This window comes from Petrachloros mirabilis (assembly GCF_975968855.1).
In genome coordinates, this window is record NZ_CDLUDY010000065.1 from 1 (window position 1) to 11,768 (window position 11,768).

At 53.5% G+C, this 11,768-nt stretch carries 12 protein-coding genes; 9 read left to right on the forward strand and 3 right to left on the reverse strand.

Translation table 11 applies throughout. The features are described from left to right. Positions 1–195: 195 nt before the first annotated feature. A complete protein-coding gene (locus ACWVCN_RS02615) occupies positions 196–759 on the reverse strand; it encodes a hypothetical protein (RefSeq protein WP_455243956.1) in 564 nt (187 codons plus the stop codon). Positions 760–851: 92 nt separating this feature from the next. Between ACWVCN_RS02615 and ACWVCN_RS02620 the strand changes: the two genes are divergently transcribed. Then, the gene (locus ACWVCN_RS02620) at positions 852–1,346 is read left to right on the forward strand and encodes a hypothetical protein (protein ID WP_455243957.1); all 495 of its coding nucleotides are present in this window, start codon (positions 852–854) and stop codon (positions 1,344–1,346) included. A gap of 12 nt (positions 1,347–1,358) precedes the next feature. Here ACWVCN_RS02620 and ACWVCN_RS02625 read toward each other — a convergent pair whose 3' ends face one another. Then, complete coding sequence (locus tag ACWVCN_RS02625) at positions 1,359–1,964, reverse strand: 2,3-bisphosphoglycerate-dependent phosphoglycerate mutase (RefSeq protein WP_455243958.1); 606 nt, start codon at positions 1,962–1,964, stop codon at positions 1,359–1,361. 139 nt (positions 1,965–2,103) lie between these two features. Between ACWVCN_RS02625 and ACWVCN_RS02630 the strand changes: the two genes are divergently transcribed. Continuing rightward, positions 2,104–2,928 carry a hypothetical protein gene (locus ACWVCN_RS02630; RefSeq protein WP_455243959.1) on the forward strand — a complete coding sequence of 275 codons (825 nt, stop codon included), beginning with the start codon at positions 2,104–2,106 and terminating at the stop codon, positions 2,926–2,928. A gap of 11 nt (positions 2,929–2,939) precedes the next feature. Here the strand turns inward: ACWVCN_RS02630 and ACWVCN_RS02635 are convergent, their stop codons facing one another. Then, the gene (locus tag ACWVCN_RS02635) at positions 2,940–3,581 is read right to left on the reverse strand and encodes a DUF2628 domain-containing protein (RefSeq protein ID WP_455243960.1); all 642 of its coding nucleotides are present in this window, start codon (positions 3,579–3,581) and stop codon (positions 2,940–2,942) included. Positions 3,582–3,722: 141 nt separating this feature from the next. Between ACWVCN_RS02635 and ACWVCN_RS02640 the strand changes: the two genes are divergently transcribed. From ACWVCN_RS02640 to lysA, 7 genes are all read left to right on the forward strand, one after another. Then, entirely contained in the window at positions 3,723–4,934 is a 1,212-nt protein-coding gene (locus ACWVCN_RS02640) for an acetylornithine transaminase (RefSeq protein WP_455243961.1), read from the forward strand. A 22-nt stretch (positions 4,935–4,956) separates the two neighbouring features. Beyond that, complete coding sequence (argF, locus tag ACWVCN_RS02645; RefSeq protein WP_455243962.1) at positions 4,957–5,922, forward strand: ornithine carbamoyltransferase; 966 nt, start codon at positions 4,957–4,959, stop codon at positions 5,920–5,922. Continuing rightward, entirely contained in the window at positions 5,919–7,130 is a 1,212-nt protein-coding gene (locus tag ACWVCN_RS02650; protein WP_455243963.1) for an argininosuccinate synthase, read from the forward strand. Before argF ends, ACWVCN_RS02650 begins: the two co-directional genes overlap by 4 nt. Then, positions 7,130–8,542 (forward strand): argininosuccinate lyase, encoded by a 1,413-nt coding sequence (gene argH, locus ACWVCN_RS02655; RefSeq protein WP_455243964.1) that lies wholly within the window; start codon positions 7,130–7,132, stop codon positions 8,540–8,542. The genes ACWVCN_RS02650 and argH overlap by 1 nt, the downstream gene beginning before the upstream one ends. Next, positions 8,539–8,766, forward strand: a complete 228-nt coding sequence (locus ACWVCN_RS02660) for a hypothetical protein (protein WP_455243965.1) — start codon at positions 8,539–8,541, stop codon at positions 8,764–8,766. Before argH ends, ACWVCN_RS02660 begins: the two co-directional genes overlap by 4 nt. A gap of 64 nt (positions 8,767–8,830) precedes the next feature. Then, positions 8,831–10,741, forward strand: a complete 1,911-nt coding sequence (locus ACWVCN_RS02665) for a B12-binding domain-containing radical SAM protein (RefSeq protein WP_455243966.1) — start codon at positions 8,831–8,833, stop codon at positions 10,739–10,741. After that, the coding region (gene lysA / locus ACWVCN_RS02670) for a diaminopimelate decarboxylase (RefSeq protein ID WP_455243967.1) at positions 10,734–11,768 on the forward strand (1,035 nt) is incomplete at its 3' end. The genes ACWVCN_RS02665 and lysA, both read left to right, overlap by 8 nt.

The window sequence follows — 11,768 nt, forward strand, 5'->3', positions numbered from 1 at the left end:
ATCCGTTAACCGAAGAGGCCTTGATTGACATGACGTAAGCCTTTGTTGCCCGGAATCCGTATGAAATAGGGCCGCTATTTACAAGTTTACAAGTGCTGCCAGCGTGGGAGCTTAAGATGGAAACAATGCGAAGGTGTCCAGTGTTAGTCCCATCACGCGTGTTAATAGGGAAGTGACCGACTCCGTAACTGAAGACTAGGGTCCCCAACGAACACCGAACAGAAGCATTACGCTTGTATGATCATTCTCGGGCAGTGAAGGGGAGAGGTTAATATCGTGAAGATTTACTTGGAGGGTCGAAGAGAGCGCAATGTTTTGAACTGCTTGGTATTCCAGCGAAAGGCCGATGGGAAAAAACCAGCTTGTATCGTTGCGGTCGACGCGAGCAGGTCCTGCTCCTCGATCAAGATCCACGTGGATTAACCCGATTCCCATGTACGGAACCAGGTTGATTTTATTGTCGAGGCGTAAGTGGTAACGGCCCACGCCAGCGAAGGCGATTTGAAAGAGGTCACCCATCGGACTGATTTGCATGGTGGGTCCCAAGGAGAAATTTCGATCGAGGTAATAATCGAAGTTGAGCCCTAAGGTGAAGGTAGTTCCATCTACCGTACCTGTGGTGAAACCGATGTCGCTGCCGAAACCCAGGCGATTCTCTTCAGCACGTGCCGTCGGCATGAAAACGAGGAGAATTGTGAGAACAGCAATAGTGCTAAACAGATTTTTGGAATTGAGAGTATCTCGGTCTGTTGAAAACATGGCCGGATGCTAGCACAGGGGTGATACGCGGACAAGTTGCTTGAGTGCGCTCCTTTGCTGCGGTATCCTTTGCAACGATTCAAGGAGGATTCATGTCCGGCCAAGCCAAGACACCAAAGGAAGCGGCCTCGGTTTTGATTGCTGCCATGCCGGTCGGTGTGCTGGAACCTCAATTGGAAGAGTATGGGATCGAATCGACAACCGAACGGGCGCAGGCCCTTACGCGGGAAATCCTTTCGCTCAATCTCTTCTGGATTTACGCGGCAATTGAGGCCCATATCCCGGCTAAATTTCAGCAGGCGGTATCCGAATTGGTCCTGAACGCAGTCGGAAACGGGTGGGGAACTATCTATCCCGTCGGCCCGATTGCCTGGGACACATTTCTGACGGAATGGAAAGAGCGGACGCAACGATACGAGCGACTGATTCAAGATGGGATCAGTCCGCTAGGGATTAGCGCGGAAGTGGGATTGTGGCTGGAAGAAGAGCGTCTTGTGAACGAAGAAGATCGAAGGAATGTCCTGACGCTTTTGATCGATTCGGTGCCGGTCGAGACCTATGGACGACTGTTGCAGGATGTGGGCTGAGAGGCAAAACTCTCACAGGTAGCGATGGCTTAGTACCTTCCCGGTATGATCCAACTCGTAGAGTAACGGAGCACCAGTCGGGATATTGAGCTCCAGTAGCTGTTCCTTCGACAGCTGTTCAAGCTGCATGACAAGTGCCCGCAAGCTGTTTCCATGCGCCGCAATCAAGATCGTTTCGCCTTGCAGGAGGTGCGGTCTGATCTTCTTTTCATAATAAGGCAGCACACGTGCGGCAGTGTCCTTCAAGCTTTCCCCGCCTGGCGGGGCGACGTCGTAGCTCCGGCGCCAAATTTTTACTTGGGCATCACCGTATTTCTTCGCCGTTTCTGACTTATTTAACCCCTGCAGTTCCCCGTACATTCGTTCATTGAGTGCCTTGTCTTTCTCGACCGGGATACCGGCCTGGCCGATAGTTTCTAGAGCTAGTCGCAGGGTCTCATTCGCTCTGGTGAGCACGGATGTGAACGCTCGATTGAACGTGAAGCCGCGCAATTTTTCGCCGGCGGTTTTCGCTTCCTGCACGCCTCGCGGTGAAAGGGGAACGTCGACCCACCCGGTAAATCGATTTTCCAGATTCCATTGAGATTCGCCGTGTCGCAGCAACACCAAACGCCCCATTGCGTTCCCTCCTGGCCGATGAAGATCGTGAACAGGCTCAAGGATACTGGAACAGTTCGTCAAGTCAAGCGTTGCTTTCCTCGGAATGCAGAAGTACCATGCCGTACCGGTTCCTTTCCTTATCGCACCGTCTCACGGAATGACTATACCTCCGTCATCCGATATCGATTGGACAGCTCTAGAGAGTTGGTGGATCGGCATAGCCGATCGTCTGGCTATATCCAGTCGAGCGCAGTCGTTTTTCAAGCGAGCACTATCGGAAGGGTGGCTGGCTCGCATTACAGAAGTGGGTGGTCAAGTCGATTATGTCCTGTTTGTGCTCATGCGGTACTGGGTCCCCACGGTACTGCCTCCTGCGGGGCGCGAACGGCTGACAAAGAACGACCCGGATTATTGGTTGGAATCCGAGCAAATTTTGAAAGCCGCTGCCACCAGGCTGCGTGAGCTCAAGCCGCTGATCGAATTGCTCACGACCCCTAGCCCGCTTTTCGAAGTCATTCCGGGGAAAACTATGAGTCCATCACCCGTTGCAGAATTAGAATTATCGAATATTATCGAAGGGATTGCAGAAGCAGCCGGTACCTACGGAGGTCCGGATTACACTTCCATTGTGAAAGCCTTCGATCCAGTGCCGCTTCGGCAGACGCAGCCATTCAAGCACAACAAGAAGCACAGTGCGGAGCTCTGGGTCGTCTTTCTCCTGCGCGAGCATTTCCGAGGCCTGGGTCTTGGGAAAGATCGCTATTGGCCATTAGTGGCTCCCGTCTGCGAAGCAGCAGGTATCCTGAGCCAGAATGGACAGCCTTACAGTCCGGATGAGTTGAAGTCGTGGTGGCAAAAAAACTGGCCGCGAACCTATACCCAGCTCGAACAGAAACAAGAAGTAGGGGATACAGGAGGCGCAGCCTATGAGGAGGATTTCGCCTGGTTCCAGGCTTGGATTAGCTGGCAAAGGGCGAGATAGATCGTTTGTTATTACGTGGTAATCGTGACGGTTGATTTGGCTGGTTTGCCTGGCATTGATCCTTCCTCAAGGGACCCTTCCTGAATCATTTTGAACATTGTCATGGAGAATAGAACATACAGGGCGATGCCGACATAGATGACATAGGGTTGGACGCCTCCCGTTTCTTTAATCGCCGCATCCTGCTGGTTGATGTCGTTCCAACTCCGTTGCTTGATCACACCGATCTGCTCTCGACAGTGCCAATAGTAGACATAATTGCCTGTGGCTCCGGCGACGATGCTCCAGACAATCCCGCTGCTCATGTCTCCCGTCATCATGGTGGAAATTATCGGTCCGATGGCATAGACGGCCGCATACAGATACATCTTTCGATAGAGGAACCAAAGGAAAGAGACAAAGAGGAAGGCCGGCCAGTTCCATGTCAGTGCGAATTTTGGAGATTGATGCGTACCGAATTTCTTGAATTTTTCCAGGTAGCGGTCAGCGTTTGGACCGATGAAAGCCCGCCAGAGGTCCTCATCTTGCCTAATTGGACTGAGTGCTTCTGATGGAATGGCTGACTCAATAGGCTTCACCAACTCCGTCCCACATTGGTAGCAGAATTTCGCGGCTTCGTCATTTTGCTGCTGGCAATGCTCGCACGTTTTCATGTTAGGGAGAGTATCACATCATCCGGGCATAGAGGGAAATGAAGCGATTGATGGGTTGGCCTGTTTGGGCGTGGCCTCTCAGGTTGCTTTCCCTCGTTTGCTGTGCTAGCTTCCCTTTCTTTACAAGGGGATACGTCTGCCATGCCGACCGAAGAATTGAAGCAAGCTGCCGAACAGTACCTGATGGATACCTACGTGCGCCAGCCGATTTCGATTGCACGAGGTCGTGGCACGAAGGTCTACGATTTGGAAGGACGAGAATACATAGACTTTGTTGGAGGGGTAGCCGTCAATCTTTTGGGACACGGGCATCCGGATCTTGTCTTGGCGATCCAGAAGCAAGCGGTTCAACTTATCCATACATCCAATCTCTATTACACGGAACCGCAGGTTAAATTGGCTGAAGCGCTGGTGGATCATTCCTTTGCCGACAAGGTCTTTTTCTGTAACAGCGGTGCAGAGGCGAACGAAGCGGCGATCAAACTTGCGCGCCGTTATTCCCACGGCAAATACGGGCCTGGCCGGTTTGAAATTATCACGATGAAGAACTCCTTCCACGGACGTACGATGGCAACACTGACAGCAACCGGCCAGGAAAAGGTGCAGAAGGGGTTTGACCCCCTCGTGCCCGGTTTCCATTACGTGGCCTTCAATCATCTTGAGGAGTTGGAGCAGACGGTCAACGAGAGAACGGCAGCCATTATGCTCGAGCCGATTCAAGGTGAAGGGGGCGTCCATGTGGCGGATCGAGGATATCTTGCAGCGGTGCGAGAATTGTGCACAAAAAAAGACATTCTCCTGATCTTCGATGAAGTACAGACTGGAATGGGAAGAACAGGAACGCTGTTCGCGTACGAGCAGCTGGGTGTTCAGCCGGACGTTATGACGTTGGCTAAGGGATTGGGGGGAGGGGTGCCCATCGGAGCTTGTTTGGCCAAGAAAGAAATCGCCCAGGCATTCGAGCCTGGTTCCCATGCTTCGACGTTCGGCGGCAACCCATTGGCTTGTGCCGCGGCATTGGCTGTGTTCCGCGTACTCATCGAAGGCCGCCTGCTCGATCAAGCCCGTCGTATAGGTGAATATTTCGGGAAGAGTTTGTTGGAATTCAAAGAACGTCATAATGCGGTTCAAGATGTTCGAGGCTTGGGCCTCTTGCAAGGGATTGAGGTGAAACTCGATGCGAAGATGGTTGTGGCTGAATGCCTGAAGCGGGGCGTGTTAATTAATGCTACAAGCGAACATGTGATTCGCTTTGTGCCCCCACTGATTATTTCGCAAGGTGAGATCGATCATCTGCTTGAGGTGTTGACGAAGGTCTGCGTCAGGCAGGAAAAGTCAAAGCTTGCTCATTAGAGTTGCCTTGAGAGGGCCGAATATGCCGAAGCGAAGAAGCGCAGGGCTCGTGAAGGATCTTCTCGATGTAGCCGCCATTTCAAAAGCGGACATCGAAAGTCTTCTGACGCTGGCCGCCCGTCTGAAAGAAAAGCAACGCCGTGGTATTCCACATCCGCTGCTAGAAGGGAAGACGTTAGGGCTGTTGTTCGAGAAGCCCTCGACGAGAACGAGAGTCTCGTTTGAGGCCGGTATGAATCAATTAGGGGGCCATGCGATGGTGTTGCCGATGGCCGACATCCAACTCTCACGAGGGGAGAGTGTCCCCGACACAGCTCGGGTTTTGTCGCGTTACCTTGATGGTATCGTGATTCGCACGTACGACCATTCCACGGTTGAAGAATGGGCCCGGGAAGCCACCATGCCGGTTATCAACGGACTCACAGACCTCAGCCATCCCTGTCAGGCCCTCTCGGATCTGCTGACGATCAAGGAAGAGAAGGGGCGACTCAAAGGCGTCAAGATTGCGTATGTCGGGGACGGCAATAACGTCGCTAATTCCCTCATTGAAGCTGCGGCAAAGATGGGAATGACCATCGCGCTTGGCTGTCCGTCCGGCTATCAGCCGGATCAACATGTCGTAGATCTTGCAAGAGCTGAAGCGACGAAGACAGGGGCGGTTATCGAACTCGACCATGACCCCTGTGTGGCGGTGAAGGACGCGGATGTCATCTATGCGGACGTGTGGATCAGCATGGGGCGGGAGAGGGAACAGGCCCGACGGCTGAAGGTGCTGGCACCTTACCAAGTGAATAGCCGTCTTGTCTCGAAGGCCAGGCCAGATGCGATTGTGATGCATTGCTTGCCGGCGCATCGAGGCGAGGAGATTACCGCGGAAGTTCTTGATGGTCCCCAATCGGTTGTGATTGATCAGGCGGAAAACCGCCTTCACATGCAGAAAGCAATTCTGGCAAAGTTGCTGGGCAAGAGGAGAACAAGACCACGATGAGTCGTGCGATCAGGAAAGTGGTGCTGGCATATTCGGGGGGCCTCGACACTTCCGTCATCCTCAAATGGTTGCAGGAGACCTACAAGGCTGAGGTCATCGCTTTTTGCGCCGATCTCGGGCAAGGTGAAGATCTTCAAGCCATAAAGGTCAAGGCTCAGAAGCTCGGCGTGAAGAAAGTGTACGTCGAAGATTTGCGCGAGACGTTCGTCAGGGACTATGTATTTCCGATGTTACGCGGCAATGCGATGTACGAAGGGAGCTATCTGTTGGGCACGTCCATTGCGCGCCCGTTGATTGCCCGCCGGCAGGCTGAAATCGCGCTCAAGGAAGGTGCGGAAGCCGTATCGCACGGGGCGACGGGAAAGGGGAACGATCAGGTTCGATTCGAATTGACCTATACGGCCTTGGCTCCGAAGCTCAAGATCATTGCTCCTTGGCGGGAATGGGCAATGCGGTCTCGGCGCGAATGTATCGAGTATGCGGAACGGCACGGTATACCTGTGACGGCGACGAAGGCTAAGCCGTATAGTATGGATCTGAATTTGTTTCACGTGAGTTACGAGGGCGGGATTCTCGAAGATCCATGGGAATCTCCTCCTGATGAAATTTTTCAGATGACGGTTTCGCCTGAGAGGGCTCCGAACAAATCACTGGAAGTAGAGATTGACTACGAAGCCGGCAATCCGGTGGCCGTCGATGGTAAGAAAATGAGCCCGGCAACTCTCCTTGCCCATCTCAATAAATTAGGGGGGGCACATGGAATCGGGCGAGTCGATCTAGTCGAAAATCGTTACGTTGGGATGAAGTCGCGAGGTGTTTATGAGACGCCGGGAGGCACGATCCTGCACGTCGCCCATCGGGGATTGGAGTCCTTGACGATGGATCGCGAGGTGCTCCACTTCAGGGACAGTTTGATCCCTCGTTTTGCCGAGCTGATCTATAACGGCTATTGGTTCAGCCCAGAGAGAGAAATGATGCAGGCCGCGATCGACGAAGCCCAAAAAGACGTGACTGGAACGGCGAGAGTCAAGCTCTATAAAGGAAGCTGTACTTTGGCTGGCCGGAAATCGAGGAATTCGCTCTATCGGTTGGACATCGCCACCTTTGAAGAGGATGAGGTCTATAACCAGAAAGACGCCGAAGGCTTCATACGGTTAAATGCGTTGCGGCTGAAGATTCGGGCGCAACGGAAGAAGGCATCGTCCTGATGGGGACCAGAAGAAGAACTTCTCGGGCTACTGCTGCTAGCGGCAAAGCCTGGGACGGAAGGTTCCGAGAGAAAACGAACAAACTGGTAGAAGCGTTCACTGCCTCGGTCGCGATCGACCGGAGGCTTTATGCCCATGATATTCAGGGGAGCATCGCCCATTGTAAGACCCTTAAAAAGGCCGGCGTGCTGACAACAGGTGAAACGAGGACCATTGTCCGGGGATTGGAATCGGTGAAGACGGAATTGGATCGCGGGCGATTTCGCTTTTCGCCGGCCGACGAAGACATTCATATGGCCATTGAACGCAGGCTGACGGAGCTGATCGGTTCATTGGGCGGTAAGTTGCATACAGGCCGAAGCCGGAACGATCAGGTGGCCTTAGACGTCAGGCTATACCTTCGCGATCACCTGGATTCCCTTGCTTCACGGATTGGGGAGTTTCAACGGGTCTTGGTCGCGAAGGCCAAAGCGAATCGGGCTATCGCCATGCCGGGCTACACGCATCTCCAACGAGCACAGCCGGTTCTGTTTTCCCATCATTTGTTGGCCTATGTGGATATGCTCGAGCGGGACAAAGGGCGTGTACGAGATGCCCGTGTGAGATTGAACGTGATGCCTTTGGGGTCAGGAGCCTTGGCTGGAACGAACTATCCGGTTGATCGTCGATACACGGCTGGGCTACTCGGGTTTCCTCAAGTGACGACGAACAGCTTGGATGCGGTTTCCGATCGTGACTTCATGATCGAAACCGCCGCGGCCTTGTCGATTGTGATGATGCACCTGTCGAGGCTCAGTGAGGAATTGATCGTTTGGTCCACACAGGAATTTCAGTTCGTCGAGTTGCCCGATGCGTTTTGTACCGGCAGCAGCATGATGCCGCAAAAGAAGAACCCGGACGTGCCAGAACTGGTGCGCGGCAAGACGGGCCGCGTTTACGGCCACCTGGTCCATTTGTTGACCACTATGAAAGCCTTGCCGCTCAGTTATAATCGAGATTTACAAGAGGATAAGCCCGCGCTCTTCGATGCGCTCGATACGGTGTCGGCTTCGATTCAAGTGTTGACTGAATTGACGCGTCGTATCAAAGTAAACCGGAACGTACTGAATCATGCCGTACAAGGCGGCGGACTCCTGGCGACCGAATTGGCCGATTATTTGGTCACGAGAGGCGTCCCCTTTCGCGAAGCTCACGCGATCACCGGTCGGATTGTGCGGGCTGCCTTGAATCGAGATGTCGAGCTGACTTCCTTGTCGCTCGAGGAATTGCGGAAGTTTTCCGATCGTATAGGAAAGGATGTTTTCAGTCGATTGACCGTTCAGTCGGCGATCGATCGCAAGGCGCAAATCGGGGGGACGGCAAAGAGGTGCGTTGAACAGCGGATCTCTGAGCTTGAACGGATGTTGTCATGAACCGCACGTTGATCGCGGTAATGACTCTCTTGGGAACCGCGTGTGGCGTGGTCGGATCTCCTGTTCCGCCGGAAACGGTGGGGGTGTCCAGGACGATTGAGGAACAGAAAAAGCGCGATGCGCAAGAGGCGACGCAACGCGAGACCGCGGAAATGAATGATCAGGAAGAGCCGGAGGGCCAGGAAGTAATTCTGCCATCCCTGCGGCCAGTCGGAACGCGTTAATAAATAAAAGAAAAGGGCATCATTTCGTCCTATCTTCTCATACAATGAACCGGAGGAGAGACCGATGCAACTGATTCAACCTATGCGACAAGGTCAATCTCTCAAGCCGACATCGGGCAGACGGCTTCTGTTGGTCGATCCCTATCCTCGAGACAGTCAGTACCACCTGACGGCCTCGGAGCGCCGTGCCGTCTGGTTTCCCAAGCTGAGTTTACCGACTATTGCCGCCTATACGCCGGAGCATTGGGATGTCGATTTGGTTGACGAGGCGGTGGAGGATATCGATTTCGACGATCCTTGCGACATGGTGGGCCTGTCCATCATGACCTGTTACGCGCCCCGTGCGTATGAAATCGCGAAGGAGTTCCGTAAACGAGGGAAGACCGTGGTGATGGGAGGCGTCCACCCTACCTACTGTCCCGACGAGGCCTTGCAGTATGCCGACGCAGTTGTGTGTGGAGAAGCCGAAGATCTCTGGCCCCAACTGGTTGCCGATTATGAGGCGGGGCGCATGCAGCGCGTGTACAAGATGACGGCCTTTCCGGCGTTGGAGCATTACAAGAGTCCTCGTGTGGAACTGCTCAGCCCTGATTCCTATATGACGCGGCAGTGCAGTTTCACTACAAGGGGATGTCATTTTGATTGCGAATTCTGCAGTGTGTCCCCTTTTAACGGCAAGACAACCAGGCGTCGACCGGTCGAGGAAGTCGTCACAGAATTACAAAATGTCCAACGCTGGATTCGCAGCGAACTGGTCGAGCGAATCCGCGACGAACCGCTCTGGAATGCGTTTCTGGCCACGCTAAAGATTCGTGTCGGTATCGAAGACGGCAGCATCGTTGCTTTTGTCGATGATCTTCACAACAGCAACCGCGCTTATTGCCGAGAGCTGTGGACCGCGCTCAAACCGCTGAAGCTCAAGTGGGGCTGCCAGTCCACGCTGTTTCTGGCCGATGATGAAGAGATGGTGAAACTCGCTGCAGAGAGCGGCTGCGTATCGGTCTTCGTCGGAATGGAATCGCTCGACGAGGACTGTCTCGACGAAACGAATAAGCCATTCAACCGGGTTCAGAAGTTTTCGCAAGAGATCAAGATGTTTCATGACTACGGCATCATGGTGAATCCTGGCATCGTGTTCGGATTTGATAACGATGATGAAGCGGTCTTCGAGCGGGCGGTGGACTTCTTAACCAAGAATCAGGTTGAACTGGCCTATTTCAATGTTCTGACACCGTTGCCGGGAACCGCCTTGTTTGATCGCTACCAGAGCGCCGGGCGTATTTTCGATTGGGACTGGTCGAAGTACGACGGCAAACACGTCGTGTTTCAACCGAGCCGCATGACGCCGGAGCAATTGCAGGAGGGCTTCCACTGGGCCAATCATCAGTTCTATTCTCTGCCGAACATCTGGTACCGGCTTTCCGGTACGAAGCAACGTTTGGTCGCCCGATGGGAGATGAATCGGGAGTTTCGCAAGTTGGTCAAGCGAAGTTGCCCGAAGGGAACATTGTCTCCCCTCGCGTCGGTGCTCAAGAACCTGCAAGCGAAACTGCCGGTATTGGACAAAGACCAGTTGATTCCGAGCGCACTCCATGCGTTGAAACAGCGGTTTGATCCCAAATCTGTTTCGGCTCAGAATTTAGCTCTTCACATCAAGGTGAAGCGGCACGACAAGTTTGCGGCCCTATTCGTGGACCTGGAAGGAGCGCTGGACCGCCTTAGCGTGCAAGAACTCATCAAGCGAATCGTCGAAGGCGCCGAGAAAGCCAAGATGGACGTCATCGTCAACTTTGAACATCTTAAGTTGGCGACGCCCGATGCTTTGAAAGCGCTCGTGGATTCGGAGTCGATCAAGGCCGCTGTCCCGAACGTGAGAGTGCGCTATCGCAAGTTCAGAGACGCTTTTGAGAACTCGCTGCAGGGACTCTCACTCGCGGGACTCGAGATGCTGAGAGAGGATTTTCAGGATGCATAATTTCGAGTATCGGCAGGGCGAACTGTACTGTGAGCAGGTGCCGCTCGGTCAAATCGTGAAGGAAGTCGGAACGCCCTGCTACATCTATAGCCATGCCACGTTGACCAGACATTTTCGGGTGTACGACGGTGCCTTCAAGGACATCCCGCACATCATTGCGTTTGCGATGAAAGCTAATTCCAATCTTGCGATCCTTCGTCTCATGGCAAAAGAGGGAAGCGGCGTCGATATTGTTTCCGGAGGAGAATTGTTCAGGGCGTTGAAGGCAGGAGTGCCTCCTTCAAAGATCGTATTCGCTGGTGTGGGCAAGAATGCCGAAGAGATCAGAGATGCATTAAAAGCCGATATTCTTATGTTCAATGTCGAATCGTCGGCGGAGATTCACGCCATCAATGACGTGGCGGCATCGGTCGGGAAGAAGGCGCGTGTCGCGCTGCGGATCAATCCGGACATCGATCCCAAGACGCATCCCTATATTTCAACCGGTTTGAAAAAGAGCAAGTTCGGCATTGCGGCAGATCGCGCCTTGGAAGAATTCAAGCGCGCCTCTTCGCTGGGACACATCGAGGTCGTCGGCGTTCATGCGCATATCGGGTCTCAGCTGACGGAAGTGACGCCTTTCGTCGAATCGTTGAAAAAAGTGGTGGCGCTCGTCGGGACGTTAAAGGGACAGGGAATCAACATCCAATACCTCAATATCGGAGGGGGGCTGGGTATCACATACTCTGACGAAAAACCGCCGTTGCCGCAGGATTATGCTGATGCGATTTCCCCGCTCGTGAAGGATTTGAATTTGACGTTAGTCATGGAACCTGGGCGCGTGATTGTAGGGAATGCGGGCATCCTTGTCACCAGGGTCCTGTATGAAAAGGTTGGAGAGGCAAAGCGGTTCGTCATCGTCGATGCGGCGATGAATGATTTGATTAGGCCGAGTTTGTATAGTGCCTATCACGAGATCCGTCCCGTCTCCGAGGTGTTGTTGCATCGCCCAAAACATGCCGTCGATGTGGTTGGGCCGGTCTGTGAG

Excerpts from the sequence above, each read along its gene's own strand:
- ACWVCN_RS02625 (WP_455243958.1), bottom strand. The coding sequence starts at position 1,964 with ATGGGGCGTTTGGTGTTGCTGCGACACGGCGAATCTCAATGGAATCTG.
- ACWVCN_RS02635 (WP_455243960.1), bottom strand. The coding sequence starts at position 3,581 with ATGAAAACGTGCGAGCATTGCCAGCAGCAAAATGACGAAGCCGCGAAA.
- ACWVCN_RS02640 (WP_455243961.1), top strand. The coding sequence starts at position 3,723 with ATGCCGACCGAAGAATTGAAGCAAGCTGCCGAACAGTACCTGATGGAT.
- ACWVCN_RS02620 (WP_455243957.1), top strand. The coding sequence starts at position 852 with ATGTCCGGCCAAGCCAAGACACCAAAGGAAGCGGCCTCGGTTTTGATT.
- argF (WP_455243962.1), top strand. The coding sequence starts at position 4,957 with ATGCCGAAGCGAAGAAGCGCAGGGCTCGTGAAGGATCTTCTCGATGTA.
- ACWVCN_RS02630 (WP_455243959.1), top strand. The coding sequence starts at position 2,104 with ATGACTATACCTCCGTCATCCGATATCGATTGGACAGCTCTAGAGAGT.
- ACWVCN_RS02665 (WP_455243966.1), top strand. The coding sequence starts at position 8,831 with ATGCAACTGATTCAACCTATGCGACAAGGTCAATCTCTCAAGCCGACA.
- argH (WP_455243964.1), top strand. The coding sequence starts at position 7,130 with ATGGGGACCAGAAGAAGAACTTCTCGGGCTACTGCTGCTAGCGGCAAA.
- ACWVCN_RS02660 (WP_455243965.1), top strand. The coding sequence starts at position 8,539 with ATGAACCGCACGTTGATCGCGGTAATGACTCTCTTGGGAACCGCGTGT.
- ACWVCN_RS02615 (WP_455243956.1), bottom strand. The coding sequence starts at position 759 with ATGTTTTCAACAGACCGAGATACTCTCAATTCCAAAAATCTGTTTAGC.
- ACWVCN_RS02650 (WP_455243963.1), top strand. The coding sequence starts at position 5,919 with ATGAGTCGTGCGATCAGGAAAGTGGTGCTGGCATATTCGGGGGGCCTC.